Below are 22,098 nucleotides of genomic sequence, written 5' to 3'. Positions count from 1 at the left end.
GCCTCGCGTCCGCCGGGCCGGTGCCCGCGCCCGACTGCCGGTGCGTCGCGGCCGTTCACGCAGTTCCCCGCGCGCCTTGCGGGGCACTTGTACGGGGTCCGTTCCCTCGACGAGGAGGGTGCACATGTCCCTGGACCACCAGGACCGCCGCACACCCCGCACCGGCACCATCAGCACCGCCGTCCCCGCCCGCCTCGACCGCCTGCCCTGGTCCCGCTGGCACTGGACGGTGGTCATCGGACTGGGCACCGTCTGGATCCTGGACGGCCTCGAAGTCACGGTCGTCGGCAACATCGCGGGCCGCCTGTCCGAGCCCGGCAGCGGTCTGCCGATCTCGTCCGCGCAGGTCACGGGCATCGCCGCCGCGCTGTACGTGGCCGGTGCCTGCGCCGGGGCGCTCTTCTTCGGCTGGCTCACCGACCGCTTCGGCCGCAAGAAACTCTTCCTGCTGACCCTGGCCGTCTATCTCGCGGCGACGGCCCTCACCGCGATCTCGTTCTCCCCCTGGTGGTTCTTCGTCTTCCGGTTCTTCACGGGCTTCGGCATCGGCGGCGAGTACGCGGCCATCAACTCGGCCATCGACGAGTTGATCCCCTCCCGCTTCCGCGGCCGCGTCGACCTGATCATCAACGGCAGCTTCTGGCTCGGCGCGATCGGCGGCTCCCTGCTGTCGATCGTCGCGCTCGACACGGACCTGTTCGCGAAGAACATCGGCTGGCGGCTCACCTTCGCCCTCGGTGTCGTCCTCGGCCTGGTGATCCTCCTCGTACGCCGCAACGTCCCGGAGAGCCCCCGCTGGCTGTTCATCCACGGCAGGGGAGAGGAGGCCGAATCGCTGGTCGCCGAGGTCGAGGACAAGGTGCGCGCGCAGCACGGCGGCGGTGAACTCCCGCCACCCGCGGGTGAGATCACCATCCGGCAGCGCAAGAGCATCGGCTTCGGCGAGATCGCCCGTACGGTCTTCCGCGACTACCCGCGCCGCACCACACTCGGCCTCGCCCTCTTCATCGGACAGGCGTTCCTCTACAACGCGGTCACGTTCGGCTTCGGCGTGATCCTCACCACGTTCTACGGCGTGCCGACGGGCTCGACCGGCTACTACTTCGTGGTCATCGCCGCCGGTAACTTCATGGGCCCGCTGCTGCTCGGCAAGCTCTTCGACACGGTCGGCCGCCGGATCATGATCTCGTCGACGTACCTGCTCTCCGGGCTGCTGCTCTTCGGCACGGCCTGGCTCTTCGACCAAGGGTCGCTGACCGCGACGACGCTGACACTCTGCTGGTCGGTGGTGCTCTTCTTCGCGTCGGCGGGCGCGTCCAGCGCGTACCTGACCGTCTCGGAGATCTTCCCGATGGAGACGCGCGCGATGGCGATCGCCTTCTTCTACGCGGTCGGAACGGCGGCCGGCGGCATCAGCGGACCGCTGCTCTTCGCCGACCTCACCAAGAGCGGCAAGGTCGCCGACACGGTGCTCGCCTTCGAGGTGGGCGCCGCGCTGATGTGCGTGGGGGGTCTGGTGGCGGCGGCGTTCGCGGTGCGCGCGGAACAGCGGTCACTGGAGGACATCGCGCGGCCGCTGTCGCAGGTGTAGTCAGTGGCGTCTGTGTCTGCGTCTCCCCCTCTGTCGGTCGGTGATCGTCGGGCATCGGGCGTCGTCGTCCGGGTCGCTGTGACACGACCGCCGGGGCTTCGTTACGTCCCCTATGGATTGCGCCGATCATCCGGGTAAATCAAGCGCAAAATGTCGCAACTGGCGTAATCGGCCGGTGAGTCGAAGGTCCTGACGGTTCTTCCGGCCGCGGAGTGAGGAGGGTCACGGGCGGGCCGGGGCGGGGCTGTCCGGACGGAGCGGAGACGCGGGGCGGGGCCAGGGCCGAAAGACCCCCGCCCCGGGACCTCCGCTCGCTTCGGCCGTGCCGCGGGCTCGGCAGGGTTGTTGGTGGTCGCACCGAGAACGGAGCGACCACCACAGCTCCCGAGACCTCCCTGCGGGTCTCTCCGGATCTCCTCGGATCTCCTCAGACGAAAGGCCGATCTCATGGGTCACCGCTCCGCCCCCGCCGCCCGTACCCGCAACCGTTCCCTCCGGCGCCGCGGCGCCGTCGCCCTGCTGGCCATGGCCGGCGCCGTCGGCGTCTCCCTCACCGCCGCCGAGGCGGCCTCCGCGGACACCGGCGGCAACTACGGCGACGCCTGGGTCAAGAACTACGGCGGTGGCTACGCCGACAACTGGACCAAGAACTACAACAAGGACCACGGCAAGGCCTGGGGCGGCGGCACCTCCCAGAAGCGGCAGCTCGCCGACGTCCGCGTCAACGCCTCCGGCCCGTCCCACCTGGACCACGACCAGGAGCAGCGCTGGGTCGTCGAGATCACCAACGGCGGCAGGGCGACCGCCAAGAACGTGCGGTCCAGCACCACCATGCCCAACGGCATCAAGTACGTCGCCCACCGCATCAGCCAGGGCCACGCCACCGAGACCCTGACCGGCGACGGCCGTATCGCCCTGAACGTCGGCGACCTCGCCCCGGGCAAGACGATCCGGCTGGAGATCGTCGGCAAGGCTCCCTCCCACGGCGGCGGCACCGTGCGTCTCGCGAACTCCGTCACCACGAGCAGCCAGGAGTCGAGCACCGGCAACAACGCGGCGACCGTTCTGACGCGCATCGCATAGCCGCGGAGTACGCCCCCTACGCGGTCGACAGGGCCCCGGAGGAGCACGGCCGGCGCTGCCCGCGTTCGATGACGAGCGCGAGCAGCGCGGCCACGGCGCACAGCACTCCCGCCCCGACCCACACCAGGTCGTACGACCCGAAGAGGTCCCGCACGACGCCGCCCACGTACGCCACCGAGCCGGCGCCGACCTGGTGCGCGGCGCTGACCCAGCCGAAGACGACCGGGGCGCCGGTGCCGTAGTGCGCGCGGCACAGGGCGATCGTCGGCGGCACCGTGGCGACGTCGAGCAGGCCGAAGACGAGGGTGAACGCGACGAGCGGCGGGTCGACGGTCGCGCTCAGCAGCGGCGGCAACGCGAGCAGGCTCAGGCCGCGCAGCGCGTAGTACGCGGCGAGCAGCCGCCGCGGGTCGAAACGGTCGGTCGCCCAGCCGGATGAGACGGTCCCCGCGACGTTGAAGATCCCGATGAGGGAGAGCAGCGACGCGGCGACGGTCGTGGGCATGCCGTGGTCGTGCGCGGCGGGCGCGAAGTGCGTCCACATGACGCCGTTGGTGGAGGCGCCGCAGACGGCGAACGTTCCCGCGAGCAGCCAAAAGGGGCCGCTGCGAAGGAAGTTGACGGTCTGTGCGGTCCTTACGGCCTTGTCGGGCTTGATGGCTTTGTCGGCGCGTACGTGGAGGGGCGCGGCGTCCGGATCGCGTACAGCCGCGTACACGAGGGGCAGCGCACCGGCGGCGGCGAACGCGAGACCGTAGGCGGCGGCCCGCCACCCCCACGCGTCGATCACCCACGACAGCAGCGGCAGGAAGACGAACTGCCCCACCACACTGGCCGCCGTGAGCAGCCCGGCGACGAGCCCGCGCCGCGCCACGAACCACCGCTCGGTCACGGTCGCCGCGAACGTCGTCGCCGTGGCCCCCGTCCCGAGCCCCACCAACACCCCCCAGTACAGGACGAATTGCCAGGGCGCGGTCATGGTCGTGGCGAGCAGCGCCCCACCCCCGACGAGCCCGAGCGCGCCGACGGCGACCTTCCGCATGCCGACCCGGTCCATCAGCGCGGCCGCGAACGGCGCGGTCGCCCCGTACACCACCATGTTCACGAGCGACCCGAGCCCGACAGCCGACCGCGACCACCCCAGCTCCTCGTGCAGCGGCCCGACGAGCAGCCCCGCCAGCGTGCTGAACGCGCCGGCGACGACGATGGCCAGCGCGGCCCCCGCGGCGACGATCCACTTCCTGTTCGTGTCCATGGATACGACCATGCGGCGGGGGACCGGGGCCGGACGACTGGCCAGATGGCCACGACGTGAAAGAATCTGGCCATGAGTGACGGACACAGGCACGCGCAGACCTCGGTCGCGGTCCTGGTCAGGGACGGTGTCCTGCCCATGGAACTGGGCCTGGTCCACCAGCTGTTCGGCACAGCCCGCGACCCGTCGACGGGCGCACGCCTCTACGACGTCCGCACCTGCGCCCCGCGCCCCGGCAGGATCCGCACCGACGCCGACTTCCCGATCTACGCGGAGCACGGCCTGGAGGCGGTGGAGCGGGCGCACACGGTCCTGGTCCCGGCCTCGCACGAGACGGACGAACAGCTCCGGCCGGGCACGCTGGACGGCGAGTCGGCGGAGGCCCTCGGCTCGGTGCGCGGGCGCGTGGCGTCGATCTGCACGGGTTCGTTCGTGCTGGCGTCGGCGGGCCTGCTGGACGGGCGCAGGGCGACGACGCACTGGATGTCGTCGGAACGGTTCGCCCGTACGTTCCCGCGGGTCACGGTCGACGCGGATGTCCTCTACGTGGACGAGGGCGCGGTGCTGACCTCGGCGGGCGAGGCGGCCGGCATCGACCTGTGCCTGCACATGATCCGCGCGGACCACGGCGCGGCGGTCGCGGCCGAGGTGGCGCGCCGCACCGTGGTCCCGCCGCACCGGGAGGGCGGCCAGGCCCAGTACATCCGGCGCCCCGTGGAGGAGACCGGACTGACGTCGACATCGGCTTCACGGGCCTGGGCCCTGCAACGCCTGGCCGAGCCGCTGACCCTCGCCGACCTGGCGGCGCGGGACGCGATGTCCGTCCGCACGTACAACCGCCGCTTCCGCGAGGAGACGGGCCTGACGCCCATGACCTGGCTGGCCCGCCAACGCGTCGACCGGGCCAGGGAATTGCTGGAGCGCACCGACCACACCGTGGACCGCGTGGCGACGGAGACCGGCTTCGGTACGGGCACCTCGCTGCGCCAGCACTTCCAGACGGCGCTGGGTGTGTCGCCGGGGGCGTACCGGGCGACGTTCCGGGGACGATGAACCGCATGACTGAGATGAACGAAGCCCGCAGGGTCGTACCGAATGTCGCAGTGGACGGGGAGGAGTCCCTGGCGGCGAACCGTGCCTTCTACGGCACGCTCGGCTTCGAGGAGGTCATGGACCTCGGCTGGGTGATGACGCTGGCGTCCCCCACCCAGCCCACGGCCCAGATCAACTTCATCGAGCAGGGCGGACCGGCGCTCGTCGTGCCCGACATGAGCGTGGAGGTGCGGGACGTCGACGCGGCCTACGCGGCCATGCTGTCGGCGGGCGCCGAGATCGTCCGCGACCTGCGGGACGAGGAGTGGGGCGTGCGCCGCTTCTTCGTACAGGACCCGCAGGGGAAAGTGGTGAACGTGCTGGGCCACAGCTCCGCTGCCGGCGGAGCCTGAGCGGGGCCGTCGCGGTGCGGCGCGGGGCTAGGCGGCGGCCTTGCGGTCGACCAGTACGTACGAGGCTGCCGCTACGGCCCCGGCCACCCCGAACACGGCCGGCCACGCCCCGACCTTCTTGGCCAGCGGGTGCGACCCGGCGAACGCCACGACGTACGCCCCGGTCAGCGCCCCGGCCACCTTCCCGCCCGCGGTCCGCTTCCACCGCGTCGCCGCGGCCGCCCCGGCGGCGGCGAGCACGACCCCGCCCAGCTGCCGCTTCTTGGTGAAACGCGCGGTGGCGTACCCACCGACGAGACCGGCGGCGGCGATGGGGGCCGCGGGGAGGGAGCGGGCGGTACGGGACATGGAGACCTCCTGGTCGTAGGAGCTGCTGGAGCTTTCGTGAGGCTACGCCGTCGTGTGCGGGGGCCGGATGTGGGGGTTTCGACGGGGATGGGCTCGCGCCCGGCCGTCGGTGACGGCCGCCGCGCCCTCGCCTGTCGGCACCGTATCGGCGACAGCCTTAGATCTGTCGGCGATATGTCGGTAGGCGGGGTGATGCTCAACAGGCGGGCGGCAGACGGCTCACCCCGGCCCGGCCCGCGCAGTGAGAAGACCGAAGAAGGAGCCCACCCATGCCCGCGAACCCGCAGCCCTCGCACCACGGAAGCGCAGACCGGAGCGGTGTACACCGGAGCGGCACAGACCGTAGCGGCGTACACCGGAGCGTCGACGGCTGGCAGGTCGACGCCCTGCCGCCCGCACCGGCCAAGTCCTTCCTGGTCACAGGCGGCAACGCGGGCATCGGCTACTTCGTCGCGGAGCAGTTGGCCACGACGGGTGCCCTGGTGATACTCGGCTGCCGGGACGCGCGCAAGGCGGAGACGGCGATGGCGTCGATCCGGACCCGGGCCCCCGGGGCGCGGCTGTGCCATCTCCCGCTGGACCTGGCCGACCTCCCGTCCCTGCGGAGCACGGCGAACGCCCTCGCCGCCCTGGGCCACCTCGACGCGGTGATCCTGAACGCGGGCGTGGCACTGGACGAGCCGCCGCGCCGCGAGACGGGCGCCGGGCACGAACTGATGCTCGCGACGAACCACTTGGGGCACTTCGCGCTCACCCAGTGGCTGATGCCCCTGCTCACACTCGCCCCGGCGGCCCGGGTCGTGACGGTCGGCAGCTTCGCGGCCCGCTCGGAACGCCTCGACCTGGCCGACCTCCAGTCGACCCGGGACTATCGCGCGAAGCGCACGTACGGCCGCTCGAAGCTGGCCCAGATGCTGTTCGGCTTCGAACTCGACCGCTGCCTGCGCGCCGACGGCAGTCCGGTACTCAGCGTGCTGGCCCACCCCGGCGGCGCGCTCGACGCCCTCACCCCGCCCCGGCCCACGATCCCCGCGACGACTCCGTCCGCCCGCCTGCGCGCGCTCCCCGCGGCGGCCCTGGTCCAGGGCAAGGAACAGGGAGCCTGGCCGATCGTCCGGGCCGCCCTGGACCCGGAGGTCGAGGGCGGCCAGCTGTGGGGCCCGCGCCGCTTCGGACTGCGCGGCGCTCCGTGTCTGGAGCGGCCCAAGCCGCACATGACGGACCCGGAGACGGCGGCCCGCCTCTGGGAGGCGAGCCAGGAGCTGGTTCAGCCGAACATGCCGGGCTGGTAGTCGCCGGCGGGCTGCTGGACGATGACGTTGAGCCGGTTGTACGCGTTGATGACGGCGATCAGCGCCACCAGCGCGACGAGCTGGTCCTCGTCGTAGTGCTTCGCGGCGTTCGCCCAGGCCTCGTCACTGACCCCGCCGGCCGCGTCGGCGATCCGCGTCCCCTGCTCGGCCAGCTCCAGGGCGGCGCGCTCGGCGTCGGTGAAGACCTTGGCCTCGCGCCAGGCGGCGATCAGGTTCAGGCGCTGGGCGGTCTCACCGGCGTGGGCGGCGTCCTTGGTGTGCATGTCGGTGCAGAACCCGCACCCGTTGATCTGGCTGGCCCGGATCTTCACCAGCTCCTGCGTGGCGTGCGGCACACCCGCGTCGGAGACGACCTTCCCGGCGGAGTTGATGTGCTTCATGAACTTGCCCGCGAGCGCGTTGCCGAAGATGTTGAGTCGAGCATCCATGGTGTTCTCCCTGAACCGTCGTCATCTCGTTGCTTACACCCCTATGACGGAGCAGCCCGGAAATGTGTGACGGGAGTGCGCGTGTGACCTGGCTCACGCAGGCTGAAGTGCTGATTCCTGATTGCACTCGCGCGACCGGCAACCGCCCGCCTCCTGCCCCCAGGGCAACGGATCACGGCACTCCGGACACTCGTAGACCCGCCGCCAGGCCCGCTTCCGCTCGGGCCGCTTCCGCGTGAGCCGATCCGCGATGAGCCGAGCCGCCGAGTACACGTTGGCGGGCAGCCCGGCGCTGACGGCATCGATGACATCGGCGACGGAGGCCCCGCGCTCCAGCCAGACGACCACATCCGGCACAAGCTCCCGCACTCCGCGCTCGGAGAGCCGCAGTCGCGGATCGACGACGGCGAGCCGCCGCAGGATCCGGGCGCCTTCGTCGGCGTGCGGATCCTCGGGCCAACCGGCCTCGGCGGAGGCGGGCTCGGCGGCGGCGGGCTTGGCGGGAGGGTAGGGAGGGTTCTTCTCCCCGTAGTCATAGGGGTTGGTCTTCCCGCGTGGGGAAAACGTGCCCGCTTCCCCGGTTCCCACCCGCCCGGGAACCGGCTTCGTGGCAGCCGGAGTTGGCGACGCCGCCGACGACGTCGAGGTGGCCAACCGCGGCACCTCATACACATCGACGCTCGACACGATCCGTCGAGTGGCGGGCTCCCGCTCGGTCCGAGTGACCCAATACCCCAGCTCCCGCAGCTCCTTGACAGCCTTGGACACGGCGAGCCGCCCTTGCGGGAACCCATCGCTCAGGGTGCGGACGTTGACCGGCGCGCCGCTGGGCAACGACAGGACGTAGACGAGGATGCCGCGCGCAGTATGCGACAACCGCGGGTCGCGGATGGCCTTGTTGTCAATGACGGTGAAGCCCCGCTCATGGCGAGGCATACGATGAATGTGCATGGGGAGTTCTTGTCTCCTGATGCCGGGCCCCCGGAGGTTGGCGCCTCGCGGGGGTCACCTGTGTGAAGTTCTATGCGCGGTCGGTGATCGCGCTGTGACGGAGAGTGGCACAGGTGAGGTGCTACGAGCAAACTCAGGCCAACGCTCCAACTCGACGGCCCACAGCCAGTTTTAAGCCCAACCACCGCCGATGTTTGGCAATGCGACAAAATTGGGGCGCCGGTTATCCCGCCACATACCGGCTTGTGCCCGAAGGGTCAGCTCGGTAGGACAGGGCAGTTCTGGCAAGGGAACCCGGTAGGCGTCGCCGTGGGAGGGGAGGCCTGGCCGTCTGCTGGAAGCTCGGTGAAGGTGCCAATCCCGCTGCGGTAGAGGAGCCCCACTCCCTGATGCGAAAGCAGATCGCGTATGTCGTCGCTGGGCGCCTCGGGGGCGAGAACCATGCAGCGCAGCGGGACCCCATTGTGGGTCGAGTTCAAGTAGCGACTGATGTCCGCCAGTTTCATGAGGGCATCAAGGATCTCGCGATGTGTCGTGCTCGCAGCGGGCTCATAGAGAGTGTGCTCGGTGTCGTCATACAACACGGCCTCCATCGTCCCCTCCCTACCGCGAGCTTCGATCTCAAGTGCCCCGAACTGGTGCTTTCTGTTCGCGAGTTCGTGCTCAAACTCCGTGACCAAGCCATCGTTCATACGTGCCACGGCTTCAGTCGCTGCTGCCAAGCGTGCTCGCGCTTCTCTAGGTAGCCGGGGCTCCTCAGGGCGTCTGCGCCTGCCGAACACACGACGGACTCTCGTCACCGCAGGCAGGGGAACCGCATCGTCTGGCGACCGGTGGTACGGGCCTAACGGTCGAAGCCGGAAGACGATGACATACCGTTCTTCTTTGTCCTCGTCCAGCGCACGCCGCAACGTATACGCAGGATCCTTGGCCACCTCAAAGGCGCCGATGTAGCGATGGGTCTTGGTCTGGCTCCCGGGGACCTTGCCGTGCACGATGAACAGGTGGAGGGTCCGCCCGTCTTCGGCGTGGTGAAGCACAGACTTGTTGAACGTTCCTATGAACTTCTGGTCGCCTCGTGCGCCCATGCCGGTGTACTCGAAGATGGGACCAAGGCGGTCGTTTTCACGGAGCCAGCCATCGCGATAGCCGTACTTTGCTCCCGCCTTGAGGTCTGAGAAGAGGAGGACGGTCTTCATCTCTTTCGAAGGACAGATGCCTCCTGGACCACCACCGCCTAACTCTTTGTGGATCTGGGCGCGGGTGCGTATGTCGCCAGGCTGGAAGGTCAGTGCCGTCGTGGTCATGCTCGCAGGCTAGTCGGCGGTGCCGACATGCATGCCTGAACAGCCCCTATGCGTAGGAACTTTGAAAGGTGGCGAGAGTAGCCACCCAAGGTCGAGGATGATGGCTGAATGGATCAGGGATTGGCGGCGGTTGTCGCAGGAGTTCTCGGTACGGTCGGGGCCCTCGCAGGGGGTGTGTTCGGTGGAGTCCGGGGTGCACGTGTCGGAGGGGAGAAAGCAGTTGAGGCGGCGCTCAAGCAGGTGGAGCAGCAGGCCAGCGTGGAGCACATCCGCTGGGTGAAGGAGCAGCGTCAGCAGGTGTGTGTGAGACTACTTGAGGCGCACTCGGCCGCGGATGACGCGTTACAACGTGCGGGCACTGCGATACGAAATGGTCAGCAATTTCCGGATGTTGAGCGCGATGAGCTCAGGGATCGTGTCCATTCCATGCGGTTGCTCACTAGCGAGCTCGCGCTCTGGGGGCCAAGTGAACTCGTAGGTCTAGCCCTGGAACTTCGTACACGGACCGCCGACGCTGGGACTGCGCTGAAGCGAGCCGAGCAAGAGGCGCATCACCTCGAGGCAGCGCGGCAGGAGAGGTGGGCGGATTGGATACGCGCTGATCGCGAAGCCACGGAACTGCGTTCCCGGTTTCTTGACCGGGCTGGACGTATCCTCCGCGATCCCCAACAACGAGTCGGTTAGACGGAATCGATTCCGTCTCACCTCGCCGTCGGTCCGGTCATTTTGGTGTGCCGAATTGTTCACCAACCTGTATGGCCTTCAGGAAGTCCTCCCAGGCGGGCGGGGACGTCGACAGCGATGATCCCTGCCTCAGCTTTGAGTCCCGGACGGCGATTTGCTGCGTCGACAGGGCAACCTCGACGCACTCGCCCCCCATCCCATTGCTGTAGCTGCTCTTGCGCCACCGAGTGGTTATAGGCAGCGTCATCAGGCGTGTTCCTCCAGGACTCTCTTGATCAGCAAGGCTGACCGTTGCGGACTCAGGGATAGCGCCCTGAGGTGGTCGAAGGCTTTTGTGTACAGACCTACGTCGGTCGGGTGCTCAAGGTAGACGGAGTCGGTGAGTCCCTCCCGGTAAGCCACGTCAGGATCTTCCTGCTCAGGGAAGCCGAGGAGGGTGAACGGGCCGGTGGTCGGGTAGGTGCCCGCATCGAAGGGCAGGACTTGAATCGTCACGTTCCTCAACTTCGCAATGTCCAGCATACGTTCGAGCTGACCGGCCATAACCTCCCGGTTTCCGACAACGTGCATGAGCGCACTCTGGTGCACGACAGCCCACAGGTCAGGAGCATCCTCGCCGCTCAGCAACTCCTGGCGTCGCATCCGTACGTCGACCATGCGCTGAATATCTTCGGCCGTGTGGTCTACCCAAGCGCGGCTCAACTCGGTTGCGTACGAAGGCGTTTGCAGAAGCCCTGGAATGAACTCACCCTGGTAGCAACGCAGGTTGCTTGCAGCCTGCTCAAGGCCCACGTACACGGAGAACCACGACGGCACGGCGTCGCCATGTGCGTGCCACCAGCCCTTCGTCTTGGAGTCCTTTGCAAGGGACTTGAGGAGCTCACGCAACTCGTCGGGGGTCGCGTAGAAGCGACAGAGTGCGTCTACGTCTGACGGCTGTACGCGCCCTTGCCCCGTCTCCATCCGGTTGACCTTGGAGCTGCTCCAGTCGAGCTCCTTGCCCACCTGGCTACAGGTGAAGCCGTTCTCTTCGCGAAGCTTCTTGAGCTCGATTGCCAGACGGCGACGGCGAGCCGTGGGTGATCCAGCCATCTCAACTCCCTTGTCAGTATTGGATGTTCCATCCCATAGGAAGAGGCAGGAAAGGCCAATCACCCGTACGTGGGAATCTCGCCGTGCACGTTGCATCACGGGACATGCCGCAGTCATTCTGGCACGCAGAGTGACCGAGCTGATTCCAGCTACATGCGAGGCGGGGAGACGGAAGTGCTGCAAGAGATGTGCATGACGCGGAAGCCCTGGAGCTTGGACTTTCTAGCCGAACCGGAGGAAGTGGCAGGCCTTCGTCGTCTCATGAGACTGCACCTGGGGCTCTGGGGCGTGCGAGAGATCGCCGACGCGGCCGAACTCTGCGTAAGCGAACTGGTCGCTAACGTCATCACGCATGTCGGACGAGGAACCCCCACCACGCTCGTCGTCTCCATGAGCGGCACGTACGTCCGTATCGAGATCCAAGACCCCGACTCCCGCGCGCTGCCCACACTCATTGCAGCAACCGCCGAAGCGGAGGCCGGCCGAGGGGTGGCGCTGGTCGATGCTGTCGCGGATCGCTGGGGCGTCCAGCTTCGTGCGGACCGGAAGGTCACATGGTGCGAGCTGGCTACCGCACTGACGTCGGCGGGTGGTCACAGTGGTGGGGTGCGTGTCACGCGTGCGGAAGCCATGCTCGGCCTCTACGGGGCGGCAAAGGCCTCCACGGTGGAGGGCCAGGCGTGGCGTGTGAGCGTGGCCGTAGCGGAGAAGGCCGCGATTGACATCATTGCTGACCTTCTCCACTGGCTACGGCACCACGGATGCGACCCGGATGCGGCCCTGGATCGCGCTCAGACACGCTATGAGAATGAGGCTGAGGGAATGATGGCTGGACACCCTAACCTGCTGTGATCGCCGAGTATGTCCACACGTCCGCAGGGACTTCGTGCTCCAAATCCCACTCAATGGCCATCGGCTTGGAGCCGGTGTGCTTTTTGAAGCGAGCAGGACCCAACAGCATCCATGGTTCGGAGCCGCCGATGTCGGTGTTCTTGTAGCGACGTACGAACAGCATGACGTGACTGCCGAGTTTGACGTGCTCTCGGTAACGGCGACCGGTGGTCGAGTCTTCAGCCGTAGCGTTCTGTGACTCCCAATGGAAGCGCGTCGGGCTCATCGCGTAGTCCTTGTACTGGGTCGTCGGCGAGAAGTCCTTGTCATCCTTTTCTAGGGTGATGAGGAGCGCGTCTGTGTTGAAATCCTTAGCGTCGACAACTCCTTGCGCGAACGACCTGGGCATCTGACCACCGATTCGGGCTACCCCAAGAGCTGCGAGAATCTCGGAGCGGTTGTACGAGCTGTGGATCTTCAGAGGGAGCGCATGGTGCGGGCCCTCCAGCGGAATCGGGAAGTGCTCGGCGTGGGCCAAGCAGTGGTCAAGGACTTGGTGCAGCTCGTCGCGCACAGCCTTGTGCCCACGGAGCGCATCCAGACCTTCCTGGTAGGACGCGTAGCCCCCGGCGTTGTCCCAAAAGTTGAAGAACAACATGCGGGCATACCGCTGATCGCGAGGGCTCAGGGATGCGTACGAAAGAGCATCATCTGAGATCAGCTGCTGGTACGCCTCGATGCGCTCACGATCGTCGACATGGAGGAACGAAGCCATGCGCTTCAGGAGAGGCAACTCACCCTCTGGCTCGGCGTTATCGATCAGTCGCGCTCGGCGCAACAGGGTTGTCCACGAGTTGCCGTTACCGCCGCGGTAGATTTCCTTAATCTCGCGACCGCTTTCCGTGAGGTACGTGGAGAGGCGGGACTCGGAGTACGCGGAGACCTCGCGGGCCAGCGCAGCCGCGTTGACGTTGAGTTGATCCTTGATGTTCTGGATGATGGTCCGCTTAGCCTTGGGCTCCAAGATGATCTGACAGCCCGACGGCAACAGCGGGAAACCATGGTCAAGGTTGTCCAGCAGGCGCTTGCGCGTGAGGTTCGTCAGGGCTCGGAACTGATTCTCGAAGCGGAACTCTTTGCGATGTTGGCCGATGAAGTCGAGAACGGTCAGTACCGCCTTGTCCTCCGTGCGCCGCAGGCCGCGGCCGAGCTGCTGGAGGAACACCGTGGCGCTCGCGGTAGGACGGAGGAGAAGCAGGGTGTCAACATCGGGGATGTCGAGCCCTTCGTTGAACAAGTCCACCGAGAAGATCACTTGCAGCTTGCCCGTCCGAAGGTCGGTCAAGGCTTGCTGCCGCTCGTCCCGGTGACTCTCACCCGACAGCGCAACGGCGTTGAGCCCGGCTGCACGGAAGCAACGAGCCATGAAGTGCGCGTGGGAAACCGACACGCAGAACCCGAGCGCGCGCATCGAACCTGGGTCGGCGATCTTCTCCTGGACAGCCTTCAGGATGAGCCGCGCGCGTACGTCATTCCCAGTGAGGACGTTGCTGAGCTCTTGCTGCACGTAGGATCCGCGCTTCCACTCCACCGCACTCAAGTCGGTGTTGTCGCTGATACCGAAGTAATGGAAGGGGCTGAGGAGCTCATTCTCCATTGCCTCCCAGAGCCGCAGTTCTGCCGCGATATGGCCGTCGAAGAACTCGTCCTGAATGTTCTTGCCATCCATGCGCTCCGGGGTTGCCGTGAGACCAAGGAGCTCGTCTGGGGTGAAGTGATCGATGATCTTCCGATAGGTGGGAGAAGTGCCGTGATGGAACTCATCGATGACGATGACGTCGAAGTGGTCCGGCGAGAGTCGCTCCAACGTCCGGGAGTTGAGCGACTGCACGCTGGCGAAGACATGGTTCCAATCTTCAGGGATTTCCCCGCTGTAGAGCAGTTCGCCGAAGTTCGCATCGTTCAAGATGTGCTGGTACCGAGCCAGGGACTGATCCAGAATCTCCTTGCGGTGTGCGACAAAGAGGAGTCGAAGATCGCGTCCAGCCTTGCGCCTCAACTGCTTGTAGTCGAAGGCTGCCATTACCGTCTTGCCCGTGCCGGTCGCGGCGACCAGCAGATTGCGGTGGCGTCCTCGCATCGCACGCTCGACTTCCAACCGCTCGAGCATGTCTTTCTGGAACGGGTGAGGGGTGATGTCGAATCCGGTGAGCGTGATGGGGTTGTTGCCCCCGGGCATGCGCCCACCGGCCTGTGCCAGCGCGCTTGCCAAGCGTGCCCCGTCCTCGTCCGGCCGGTACGTTTCGAAGGAGGGGTCGCTCCAGTAAGAGTCGAAGGTGGCCTCAAATTTCCGCAGAACATCAGGGGTCGCGACAGATGACATACGGACGTTCCACTCCAAGCCGTCGAGGAGCGCGGCCTTAGAGAGGTTGGAACTGCCTACGTATGCTGTGTCGTACTTACTGTTCCTGCGGAAGAGCCAAGCCTTGGCATGAAGACGCGTGGAGCGAAGCTCATAGTTGACCTTGACCTCGGCTCCGAAATCATTGACCAGTCGATCCAGTGCTGCGCGCTCCGTCGCGCCGATATACGTCGTCGTGATGACACGGATCGGAACCCTGCGTTCGCGGGCAGCCCTGAGGGAGTCCTCGAGAACGCGGATGCCATGCCACTTCACGAACGCGCAGAGGAGATCGATGCGATCCGCGGTAGCGATCTCGGCACGCAACTCGAAGCCGAGGTTGGCATCTTCAGGCGAGTTGGTGAGCAGGGCGGCTTCGGAGAGCGGAGTGACGGGGCGAACTGCGTAGACGCCCTGCGCTTCCTCCTTGGCGACTGCCATCAACTGGCGTGGTCCCTGAGCGACGAGGTCTACCCATTCGCGAGCTCCGTCGAGCGTGCTCATCGACTCCAGTATGTGGTTGGCCGCGTGGACGCGATCTTCCTCAGGAAGGTGCAGAAGCACCTGCCGTACGGTCTCCGAAACGTGACGGGCAAGAACATGTGGCGTCGACTCGGGTCCCACCGGGTAGTCGATGGCGCGCCAACCCGTCTCGTCGAGCTCCTTCAAACGGCCCTCGAGACGCAAGGTGATCAACTGCTCGTAGAGCCCCGCCACCGGTCTGCCGGAGTTCGACACGCTCGTCATGTACTCGTCCCCTCTGCGCTGCCTCCTCAACAGATAACAGTTGTCACTGACATATTCCGGAAGATCGCTAAATCCGAGTGACGCAGTATGCAGGCGTCTTACCGGCCGTGGCAGGCGTCATACGTAGACCCCGACCCGCACCAACACCCCGCCCCCGCCTCCGGCGGCCAAGCCACCGCCCGTCCCCGCGCAGCCAGCGTCGTCGCGTACTGCGGCAGCAGCGACGCCTCGGCCGGCGATGAAGCCTCGGACGCCGCGAACGCCTCGTAGGACGGGACCGTGCCCGTGACGATGCCCAGGTTGCCCGTGCCGGAGGCCGCCAGCTCGCGCAGTGATACCTCTATCGACGCCAAGTGGGCCTCGTACGAGGGGTATTCGGCGGAGAGGGACGGATAGGCGGAGAGGAGTTCCGTGTACTCGTCCGACGGCCAGTGGAGGACCGCCACCGGGAAGGGGCGGGACAGGGCTTCCCTGTAGGAGCCGAGTTCCGCGTGGAGGCGGTCGATTTCGGCGCGGAGTTCTGCGGGGTTGTTCGAGCCGAGGGCCCAGAGGCGTTTCGGGTCGTGGAGTTCGTCGAGGGAGACCGAGGTGCGGTTGACGCGGTCGGCCAGGGCGTCCCACGCGTCGTGGTCCGCGCCGAGGAGGCGGCGGACGCGGTGGCGGCCCAGGATCAGGGGGTGCTTGGCGTACGCCGGCTCGCCCGAGTCGCGCTCCGCCTCCGGGATCAGGAGTTCGAGGGCCTCGGTGAACGTCTCGTGCGCCGGTTCCAGCTCGTCGTGCGCTTCGAGGGACTCGGCGATGATCACCCACGGCGCCGGGTCGCGCGGGGCCGCCGTGCGCAGGCCCGCGATGATCGCCTGGGCCTCGGCTTCGTGACCGTACTCCCAGAGGTTCGCCGCCTTGAGCGCGCGGATCAGGGCGGGATCGTGGACGTCCGTCGCGGCCAGCAGGGCGTCGTAGTGGGCCGTGGCGCGCTCGCGGGCGTCGGCCAGTTCGAGGTGGGCCGCGGCTTGGAGGAGCAGCGCTTCGGCGTCCTCGGGGTACATGGCCGCCGTGCGTTCCAGGCGCTCGGCTTCCGCTACGTGGTCGGCGTGCTCGTTCTCGGCGGGCGTGGCAGGCGTGTCGGGGCGCATGCAGGACACGGTACTGCCGGACGGCCTGCGGGGGACCGCCCCTGTCGGGCAGCGCCGATCCCGGATCGCCTCCGTGGCCGCTCACCGGCGGCGCGCCGCCCCCGGCGTCAGTAGCGCCAGCTCACGTACCCCGTGACGTGGTTCAGGACGTACGCGAGCCGCCAGACCGCCACGACCAGCGTGCCGGCCCACGGGGTCATGCCCACGACCACGCCCGTGACGGCCTTCCGGTGGCGGGCGTCGGTGTCGAGCGCGGTCGGTCCCGGGTGGGCCGGGTCGAAGCGGACGCGGACCCGCGCGCCCTCCGGAAGGGCGCGCGCGGGGCCGTCGGCGGCGGTCCAGGGGACGCTCGGACGCAGCGCCGCGTACGTCGCCTCGCGCGAGGCGACGTGGCCGGTGACCGTCGCCTCGATCACGGTGCCGGTGGCGCGGCGCAGATCTCCGTGACCAGCTGGACGGCGTGCGCCGCCGGCACGGCCAGTCCGGTGACGAACGGGATCAGGGCCAGCAGCCAGGCAGCACTCATGGGCGTCACCGTATGCGCAGCCGCGCATCAATTGCGCTGCCGCCCTGGCCAGTTGAAGCCCCGTGATCTATCTTGCGCGCGTGCTGCAGCGTGCGTACGGCAACAGCGGACCCCGCGTCGTGACCCAGCGGCGGCGACGCAAGGGGCCGCCCTTGCGCCGCCTGCTCTGGAGCGGCGCCGAGGTCACCGTCACGCTCGGGATCGTGCTGCTCCTGCTCGTCGTGCACCAGCTGTGGTGGACCAACCGTCAGGCCAAGGCCGACGCCGGACGCAAGGTGCGGGCGTTGGAGCGGGAGTGGGGGCAGGGGCAGGGGCAGGGGCAGGGCCCGGCATCCGGGTCCCCGGATGCCGGAGGCCCCGCGGGCACGGACGACCCGGCCGTCACCGAGGGCAGCAACGGCACCTCGCCCGGCTCGTCCCCAGCCGCCTCCGGAAGCACGGGTACCGGAAAGCGGCAGGCCGCACCCCGCTGGGACCAGGCCTACGCCGTCCTCGCCATTCCGCGGCTCGGGCTGCGGGCCCCCGTCGCGCAGGGCATCAGCAAGCCGAACGTCCTCAACCACGGCTATGTCGGCCACTATCCGGGCACCGCCCAGCCCGGCCGCGCCGGGAACTTCGCGCTCGCCGGGCATCGCAACACCCACGGCGAGCCCTTCCGGTACATCAACCGGCTGAGGCGCGGCGACACCCTCACCGTGCGGACCAGCAGCGCCACGTACACGTACGTCGTCGACAAGACGCTCGCGCAGACCTCCGCCGGGGACGGGGGCGTGATCCGGTCCGTGCCGCGCAGCCGGGTCGTGCCGTCCGCCGGGTACAGCGAGCCCGGGTACTACATCACCCTCACCACCTGCACCCCCGAATTCACGTCCAGGTACCGGCTGGTGGTGTGGGGCAAGCTCAGCCGGATGACGCCCCGATAGGCTCGGCGCCCGTGATCAAGCGACCGCCCTCCGGGGCCCGACCGCGCTCCGGGGTCCGACGACGGCCCCATCTGCTCTGGCTCCTCGTGCCCTTCGTGCTCTACATCGGCGCGCTCCCGTTCGTGAACCGCGTCGAGCCTGTCGTGCTCGGGCTGCCGTTCCTGTTCGCGTGGCTGCTGGCCGCGACGCTGCTCACGCCCGTCGCCGTATGGCTGACCTGGCGCGGGGACCAGAGGATGCGGATGCGTGAGGGGCGGGGCCGGTCATGAGCGACGGGGCTGTTGCCAGCACCTTGTTCGGTGCCTTCATGGTCGTCACCCTCGCCCTCGGGCTGCTCGCCGTGCGCGGCAAGGGGAAGGGGGGCGGGCTCGCCGAGTGGTCGGTGGGCGGGCGTTCGCTCGGGGCGGTGTTCATCTGGGTGCTGATGGCGGGGGAGGGGTACACCAGCTTCAGCTATCTCGGCGCCGCCGGGTGGGGGTACAACTTCGGTGCCCCCGTCCTCTACGTCGTCGCCTACATGTCGTGCGGATACGCCGTCGGCTACGTCGTCGGGCCGATGCTCTGGGCGTACGCGCGCAAGCACTCGCTCGTCAGCATCACCGACATGGTGGCCCACCGGTACGGGAAGCCGTGGCTGGGCGCGGCCGTCGCGATCCTCGTCACCGTCTTCCTGCTCCCGTACATCCAGTTGCAGATCACGGGCATGGGCGTGGTCGTGTCGACGATCTCGTACGGCGCGATCAGCCTCAACTGGGCCTACTTCATCGGCTTCGCCGTCACCACCGTCTTCGTCGTGGTGAGCGGGCTGCGCGGCAGCGCCTGGGTGTCCGTCCTGAAGGACCTGCTCGTCATCGTCACGCTCGCCTTCCTCGCGATCTACGTGCCGTTGCACTACTTCGACGGGTACGGGGACTTCCTCGGGCGGCTCGTCGACGAGAAGAGCGCGTGGCTGACGCTGCCGGGCAGTGGCGGAAGCCCGTACGGGACAGGGTGGTTCGCGACGACCACCTTCCTGAACGCTCTCACCGTCGTCATCTTCCCGACCACCGTCGCCGGATACCTCGGTGCCCGCAGCGCCGACGGGCTGCGGCGCAACGCGATGTGGCTGCCCGCCTACAACATCCTGCTGTTCGTCCCGATGCTGCTGGGCATGGCCGCGCTGTTCGTCGTGCCGGGGCTGACGGGGGCCGAGTCGAACCTCGCGCTCCTCAAGCTCGTCGTCGACTCGCTGCCGGCCTGGGCGGTGGGGATGATCGGGGTCGCGGCGGCGCTGTCGTCGATCGTGCCGATGGCCGTGTTCATGCTGGTCATCGGGACGATGTGGGGGAGCAGCGTGATGTCCCTCGTGCCGCGCTGGCGGAATTCGTCGCAGGCGCAGAAGGCCGGCTCGCAGGTGGTGGTCGTCGTCGCCGGGGCGGTCGCGCTCGTGCTCACGTACGCGGCGCCGAACACGCTCGTGCGGCTCTCCCTCATCTCCTACGAGGGGATGGCGCAGCTGGTGCCGATGCTGCTGGTGGGGTTGTTGTGGCGGCGGTTGAGTCTGGTGGGGGCGCTGAGCGGGCTCGCGGTCGGGGTGGGGGTGGTGTGCGGGCTGGTGTTCAGCGAGCGGGATCCGGTGTTCGGGGTGAACGCCGGGATCGTTGCCCTCGCCTGCAATCTGGCCGTGACGCTTGTGGTGACGTACGTGTGTCCCGCTGACCGGGATGCGCGGAGCGACGACGAGGTGCTGGCGCGGGATCCGGTCGGTGCGGCGGGGTAGTTGGCGGGGTGCGCTGTTGCGTCCGCCCGGTCGGTGTCGTTTTGCGTCCGCGGGCCGGTGGGGCTTCTCGCGCGGTTCCCCGCGCCCCTGAGCTGCGCACTGCGTGCTCCAGGGGCGCGGGGCCGTGACATGTGCGAGTCCGCCGCGGGGGCGCTGCCGGCCGGCCCCACCGGGCCCGCACCCGGCGGCACCACCTCAACCCCGCGGACGCGCGACCCGGTCACGGAGTACGAGGAGCACGGCCGCCGCCGCGAGGGCCAGGACCCCCGACACGATCAGTGCCGTGTTCGTGCCCTGGTCCAGGGCGTGGCGGGACGTACCCGTCGACGTGGACACCGCGATCATGAGGGCGACGCCCGCGGCCGAACCGATGTAGCGGGCCGTGTTGTTGGCGCCCGAGCCCATCGCCGCGCGCCCGGCCGGCGCTGATTCGACGGCGAGGAGGGGCAGCGCCGCGTTGAGGAGGCCGCTGCCGATGCCGGAGATCAGCAGGCCGGGCAGCAGTCGCGTCCAGTGGCCGGAGCCCGCCGCGCCCAGCATCGTGGCGACGGCCAGCGCGTGCAGGACGAAGCCGAGGGCCAGTTGGTGGCGCGGGGAGACCTTGCCGGCCAGGCGCCGGGCCTGGAGGGCGACGAGGAACGAGGTGCCGGACCAGACCACGAACAGGCCCGCCGTGCCCATCGGGGTCACGCCCATCGTGTGCTGGACGAGCGTGGGGACGTAGCTGAAGAGCGCGATGACCGACAGGCCGGTGAAGAGGGCGCCCGCGGTCGAGGCCAGGAAGAGGGGGCGGCGCAGCAGGGACAGGTCGAGCATCGGGGTTTTGCTGCGGCGCTCCACGATCACAAATGCCGTGAGCAGTACGGCGGTTGCGAGGAGCAGTACGCCGATGGGGGCGCGCAGCCAGCCGTCGCGGCCGAGCGTGAGCGCGGCCAGGAGGGCGACGAGCGCGACGCCTAGGGTGAGGGCGCCGGGCAGGTCGGGGCGGCCGCCGCGCGGGGAGCGGGACTCCGTCAGGGCCTTCGGGGCGAGGGCGGCGACGATCAGCGCGGCCGCGCCGAGGACGGCGTAGGCCCAGCGCCAGTCGGCGAACCGGGTCACCGCGCCCGCCGCGACCGGGCCGAGTGCGATGCCGCCGCTGACGAACGCGCCCCAGACGCCGGTCGCCCTGATGCGGCCCGCCGGGGTCGGGAACGCGTGGACGAGGAGTCCCAGGCTCGCGGCGAGGATCGCGGCGGACGCGGCGCCCTGCGCGACCCGGGCCAGCGTGAACAGGAGGGTGTTGGGTGCCAGCGCGCCGAGGACTGTCGTGATGCCGAGGGCGAGGGTGCCGTAGAGGAAGGCGCGGCGGCGGCCGTAGTCGTCGGCGAGGCTGCCCGCGACGAGGAGCAGGGCGGCGAGGCCGAGCGGGGTGCCGTTCAGCAGCCAGGCCTGGGACGAGAGGGCGGTGTGCAGGGACGCGGCCGTGTCGCCGAGCGTGATCATCGGCGCGGTGTACGTCATCAGGGCCACGGCCGTCGCCGCGCTCGTGACGGCGAGGGTGGCGCCGGGGCGGGGGGTCGGTGGTATCGGCGCGGTGAGCGCGGAGGCGGGGGCTGCCGTGCGTACGGGCTGGGACATGGTCGGCCGTCCATAGGGTGGGTTCAGTGAATGAACTCTAGGGTGAGCCGACCGTAGCATGGTTGGTTCGGTCATTGAACCTAGGTTGGGAAAGTAGCTACAGTGGGTCCATGGCTCTCGGCAAGGACTACGCGGCACAGCAGTGCTCCATCGCCCGCGCGCTGGAGATCGTCGGCGAGCGCTGGACACTCCTCGTCGTGCGCGACGCGCTCTACGGCGTGCGGCGCTACAACGACTTCCTCGTCCACCTCGGCATCCCGCGCGCCGTCCTCGCCTCCCGCCTGCAGACCCTCACCGCCGCCGGCGTCCTGGAGAAGCGCCGCTACCAGGAGTCGCCGCCGCGCGACGAGTACGTCGTGACCGGGCGCGGCCGCGAACTGTGGCCGGCGCTGCGGGCCCTCGGCGCCTGGGGGCGGGGCATCCCCGGGACCGCGCCGATGCGTGAGTTCCGGCACGCCACGTGCGGCACCGTGCTCGGCGTCGTGGGGGAGTGCGCGACCTGCGGGGTCCTCGTGCCGGTCGGGGACGTCGAGATGCTGCCGGGCGCCGGGCTCGATCCGGACCCCGCCGATCCGGTCAGCCGGGCCCTGCTCGGACCCCGACGCATGCTGCAGCCCGTCATCACCGAGCCTGTATAAAGGGCGGAGAGCGTAGATACCGC

General features: G+C 68.5%; 21 protein-coding genes. 10 read left to right on the top strand and 11 right to left on the bottom strand.

The features are described from left to right. The first annotated feature begins 124 nt into the window (after positions 1 to 124). Positions 125 to 1,591, top strand: a complete 1,467-nt coding sequence (locus AB0J02_RS10855) for an MFS transporter (RefSeq protein WP_363193262.1) — start codon at positions 125 to 127, stop codon at positions 1,589 to 1,591. Between the two features lie 447 nt (positions 1,592 to 2,038). Next, positions 2,039 to 2,674, top strand: a complete 636-nt coding sequence (locus tag AB0J02_RS10850) for a hypothetical protein (RefSeq protein ID WP_363193261.1) — start codon at positions 2,039 to 2,041, stop codon at positions 2,672 to 2,674. A 16-nt stretch (positions 2,675 to 2,690) separates the two neighbouring features. Here the strand turns inward: AB0J02_RS10850 and AB0J02_RS10845 are convergent, their stop codons facing one another. Beyond that, on the bottom strand, positions 2,691 to 3,929 hold the full coding sequence (locus tag AB0J02_RS10845; RefSeq protein ID WP_363193260.1) for an MFS transporter: 1,239 nt from the start codon (positions 3,927 to 3,929) through the stop codon (positions 2,691 to 2,693). A 72-nt stretch (positions 3,930 to 4,001) separates the two neighbouring features. Between AB0J02_RS10845 and AB0J02_RS10840 the strand changes: the two genes are divergently transcribed. Next, positions 4,002 to 4,982, top strand: coding sequence for a helix-turn-helix domain-containing protein (locus tag AB0J02_RS10840; protein ID WP_363193259.1), 981 nt, complete (start codon positions 4,002 to 4,004; stop codon positions 4,980 to 4,982). Between the two features lie 14 nt (positions 4,983 to 4,996). After that, entirely contained in the window at positions 4,997 to 5,374 is a 378-nt protein-coding gene (locus AB0J02_RS10835) for a VOC family protein (protein ID WP_363193436.1), read from the top strand. Positions 5,375 to 5,401: 27 nt separating this feature from the next. On the opposite strand, the gene AB0J02_RS10830 is transcribed toward AB0J02_RS10835, so the two are convergent. Next, positions 5,402 to 5,722 carry a hypothetical protein gene (locus AB0J02_RS10830; RefSeq protein ID WP_363193258.1) on the bottom strand — a complete coding sequence of 107 codons (321 nt, stop codon included), beginning with the start codon at positions 5,720 to 5,722 and terminating at the stop codon, positions 5,402 to 5,404. A 269-nt stretch (positions 5,723 to 5,991) separates the two neighbouring features. Here AB0J02_RS10830 and AB0J02_RS10825 point away from each other — a divergent pair, with 269 nt between their 5' ends. Then, positions 5,992 to 7,014, top strand: a complete 1,023-nt coding sequence (locus tag AB0J02_RS10825; protein ID WP_363193257.1) for an SDR family NAD(P)-dependent oxidoreductase — start codon at positions 5,992 to 5,994, stop codon at positions 7,012 to 7,014. Here AB0J02_RS10825 and AB0J02_RS10820 read toward each other — a convergent pair. The 5 genes from AB0J02_RS10820 to AB0J02_RS10800 form a co-directional block, all read right to left on the bottom strand. Beyond that, a complete protein-coding gene (locus AB0J02_RS10820; protein ID WP_363193256.1) occupies positions 6,990 to 7,463 on the bottom strand; it encodes a carboxymuconolactone decarboxylase family protein in 474 nt (157 codons plus the stop codon). The two genes, AB0J02_RS10825 and AB0J02_RS10820, sit on opposite strands and share 25 nt — an antisense overlap. Positions 7,464 to 7,556: 93 nt before the next feature. Beyond that, positions 7,557 to 8,399 (bottom strand): hypothetical protein, encoded by an 843-nt coding sequence (locus AB0J02_RS10815; protein ID WP_363193255.1) that lies wholly within the window; start codon positions 8,397 to 8,399, stop codon positions 7,557 to 7,559. 272 nt (positions 8,400 to 8,671) lie between these two features. Further along, positions 8,672 to 9,721 (bottom strand): hypothetical protein, encoded by a 1,050-nt coding sequence (locus AB0J02_RS10810; RefSeq protein WP_363193254.1) that lies wholly within the window; start codon positions 9,719 to 9,721, stop codon positions 8,672 to 8,674. Between the two features lie 721 nt (positions 9,722 to 10,442). After that, entirely contained in the window at positions 10,443 to 10,652 is a 210-nt protein-coding gene (locus tag AB0J02_RS10805; RefSeq protein WP_363193253.1) for a DUF397 domain-containing protein, read from the bottom strand. Then, entirely contained in the window at positions 10,652 to 11,497 is an 846-nt protein-coding gene (locus AB0J02_RS10800; protein ID WP_363193252.1) for a helix-turn-helix transcriptional regulator, read from the bottom strand. The genes AB0J02_RS10805 and AB0J02_RS10800 overlap by 1 nt, the downstream gene beginning before the upstream one ends. Before the next feature lie 192 nt (positions 11,498 to 11,689). On the opposite strand from AB0J02_RS10800, the gene AB0J02_RS10795 reads away from it, so the two are divergent. Beyond that, on the top strand, positions 11,690 to 12,349 hold the full coding sequence (locus AB0J02_RS10795; protein ID WP_363193435.1) for an ATP-binding protein: 660 nt from the start codon (positions 11,690 to 11,692) through the stop codon (positions 12,347 to 12,349). Here AB0J02_RS10795 and AB0J02_RS10790 read toward each other — a convergent pair. The 3 genes from AB0J02_RS10790 to AB0J02_RS10780 form a co-directional block, all read right to left on the bottom strand. Next, a complete protein-coding gene (locus AB0J02_RS10790) occupies positions 12,336 to 15,476 on the bottom strand; it encodes a DUF3427 domain-containing protein (RefSeq protein WP_363193251.1) in 3,141 nt (1,046 codons plus the stop codon). The genes AB0J02_RS10795 and AB0J02_RS10790 overlap by 14 nt on opposite strands. Positions 15,477 to 15,574: 98 nt before the next feature. Then, positions 15,575 to 16,609, bottom strand: coding sequence for an SEC-C domain-containing protein (locus AB0J02_RS10785; RefSeq protein ID WP_363193250.1), 1,035 nt, complete (start codon positions 16,607 to 16,609; stop codon positions 15,575 to 15,577). Positions 16,610 to 16,716: 107 nt separating this feature from the next. Beyond that, complete coding sequence (locus AB0J02_RS10780) at positions 16,717 to 17,025, bottom strand: DUF3592 domain-containing protein (RefSeq protein WP_363193249.1); 309 nt, start codon at positions 17,023 to 17,025, stop codon at positions 16,717 to 16,719. 229 nt (positions 17,026 to 17,254) lie between these two features. Between AB0J02_RS10780 and AB0J02_RS10775 the strand changes: the two genes are divergently transcribed. From AB0J02_RS10775 to AB0J02_RS10765, 3 genes are read left to right on the top strand one after another with little or no spacing between them, the layout of a single operon-like run. After that, the gene (locus tag AB0J02_RS10775) at positions 17,255 to 18,058 is read left to right on the top strand and encodes a class E sortase (protein ID WP_363193434.1); all 804 of its coding nucleotides are present in this window, start codon (positions 17,255 to 17,257) and stop codon (positions 18,056 to 18,058) included. 11 nt (positions 18,059 to 18,069) lie between these two features. Further along, entirely contained in the window at positions 18,070 to 18,327 is a 258-nt protein-coding gene (locus AB0J02_RS10770) for a DUF3311 domain-containing protein (protein WP_363193248.1), read from the top strand. Then, positions 18,324 to 19,817: a sodium:solute symporter family protein gene (locus AB0J02_RS10765; RefSeq protein WP_363193247.1), complete on the top strand. Its 1,494-nt coding sequence runs from the start codon at positions 18,324 to 18,326 to the stop codon at positions 19,815 to 19,817. Before AB0J02_RS10770 ends, AB0J02_RS10765 begins: the two co-directional genes overlap by 4 nt. 195 nt (positions 19,818 to 20,012) lie before the next feature. Here AB0J02_RS10765 and AB0J02_RS10760 read toward each other — a convergent pair whose 3' ends face one another. Beyond that, on the bottom strand, positions 20,013 to 21,437 hold the full coding sequence (locus tag AB0J02_RS10760) for an MFS transporter (RefSeq protein ID WP_363193246.1): 1,425 nt from the start codon (positions 21,435 to 21,437) through the stop codon (positions 20,013 to 20,015). A gap of 110 nt (positions 21,438 to 21,547) precedes the next feature. Between AB0J02_RS10760 and AB0J02_RS10755 the strand changes: the two genes are divergently transcribed. Then, entirely contained in the window at positions 21,548 to 22,075 is a 528-nt protein-coding gene (locus AB0J02_RS10755; RefSeq protein ID WP_363193245.1) for a helix-turn-helix domain-containing protein, read from the top strand. Positions 22,076 to 22,098 lie beyond the last annotated feature (23 nt).

Origin of the sequence: Streptomyces sp. NPDC050264 (genome assembly GCF_040655895.1) — a bacterium.
Taxonomy (GTDB): Bacteria; Actinomycetota; Actinomycetes; order Streptomycetales; family Streptomycetaceae; genus Streptomyces.
The sequence above is the reverse complement of the archived record's forward strand: the minus strand, read 5'-3'. Positions and strand labels throughout refer to the sequence as shown.

Coding starts and splice junctions, on each gene's coding strand:
- AB0J02_RS10855 (WP_363193262.1), top strand. CDS start 125: ATGTCCCTGGACCACCAGGACCGCCGCACACCCCGCACCGGCACCATC.
- AB0J02_RS10850 (WP_363193261.1), top strand. CDS start 2,039: ATGGGTCACCGCTCCGCCCCCGCCGCCCGTACCCGCAACCGTTCCCTC.
- AB0J02_RS10845 (WP_363193260.1), bottom strand. CDS start 3,929: ATGGACACGAACAGGAAGTGGATCGTCGCCGCGGGGGCCGCGCTGGCC.
- AB0J02_RS10840 (WP_363193259.1), top strand. CDS start 4,002: ATGAGTGACGGACACAGGCACGCGCAGACCTCGGTCGCGGTCCTGGTC.
- AB0J02_RS10835 (WP_363193436.1), top strand. CDS start 4,997: ATGAACGAAGCCCGCAGGGTCGTACCGAATGTCGCAGTGGACGGGGAG.
- AB0J02_RS10830 (WP_363193258.1), bottom strand. CDS start 5,722: ATGTCCCGTACCGCCCGCTCCCTCCCCGCGGCCCCCATCGCCGCCGCC.
- AB0J02_RS10825 (WP_363193257.1), top strand. CDS start 5,992: ATGCCCGCGAACCCGCAGCCCTCGCACCACGGAAGCGCAGACCGGAGC.
- AB0J02_RS10820 (WP_363193256.1), bottom strand. CDS start 7,463: ATGGATGCTCGACTCAACATCTTCGGCAACGCGCTCGCGGGCAAGTTC.
- AB0J02_RS10815 (WP_363193255.1), bottom strand. CDS start 8,399: ATGCCTCGCCATGAGCGGGGCTTCACCGTCATTGACAACAAGGCCATC.
- AB0J02_RS10810 (WP_363193254.1), bottom strand. CDS start 9,721: ATGACCACGACGGCACTGACCTTCCAGCCTGGCGACATACGCACCCGC.
- AB0J02_RS10805 (WP_363193253.1), bottom strand. CDS start 10,652: ATGACGCTGCCTATAACCACTCGGTGGCGCAAGAGCAGCTACAGCAAT.
- AB0J02_RS10800 (WP_363193252.1), bottom strand. CDS start 11,497: ATGGCTGGATCACCCACGGCTCGCCGTCGCCGTCTGGCAATCGAGCTC.
- AB0J02_RS10795 (WP_363193435.1), top strand. CDS start 11,690: ATGACGCGGAAGCCCTGGAGCTTGGACTTTCTAGCCGAACCGGAGGAA.
- AB0J02_RS10790 (WP_363193251.1), bottom strand. CDS start 15,476: ATGACGAGCGTGTCGAACTCCGGCAGACCGGTGGCGGGGCTCTACGAG.
- AB0J02_RS10785 (WP_363193250.1), bottom strand. CDS start 16,609: ATGCGCCCCGACACGCCTGCCACGCCCGCCGAGAACGAGCACGCCGAC.
- AB0J02_RS10765 (WP_363193247.1), top strand. CDS start 18,324: ATGAGCGACGGGGCTGTTGCCAGCACCTTGTTCGGTGCCTTCATGGTC.
- AB0J02_RS10760 (WP_363193246.1), bottom strand. CDS start 21,437: ATGTCCCAGCCCGTACGCACGGCAGCCCCCGCCTCCGCGCTCACCGCG.
- AB0J02_RS10755 (WP_363193245.1), top strand. CDS start 21,548: ATGGCTCTCGGCAAGGACTACGCGGCACAGCAGTGCTCCATCGCCCGC.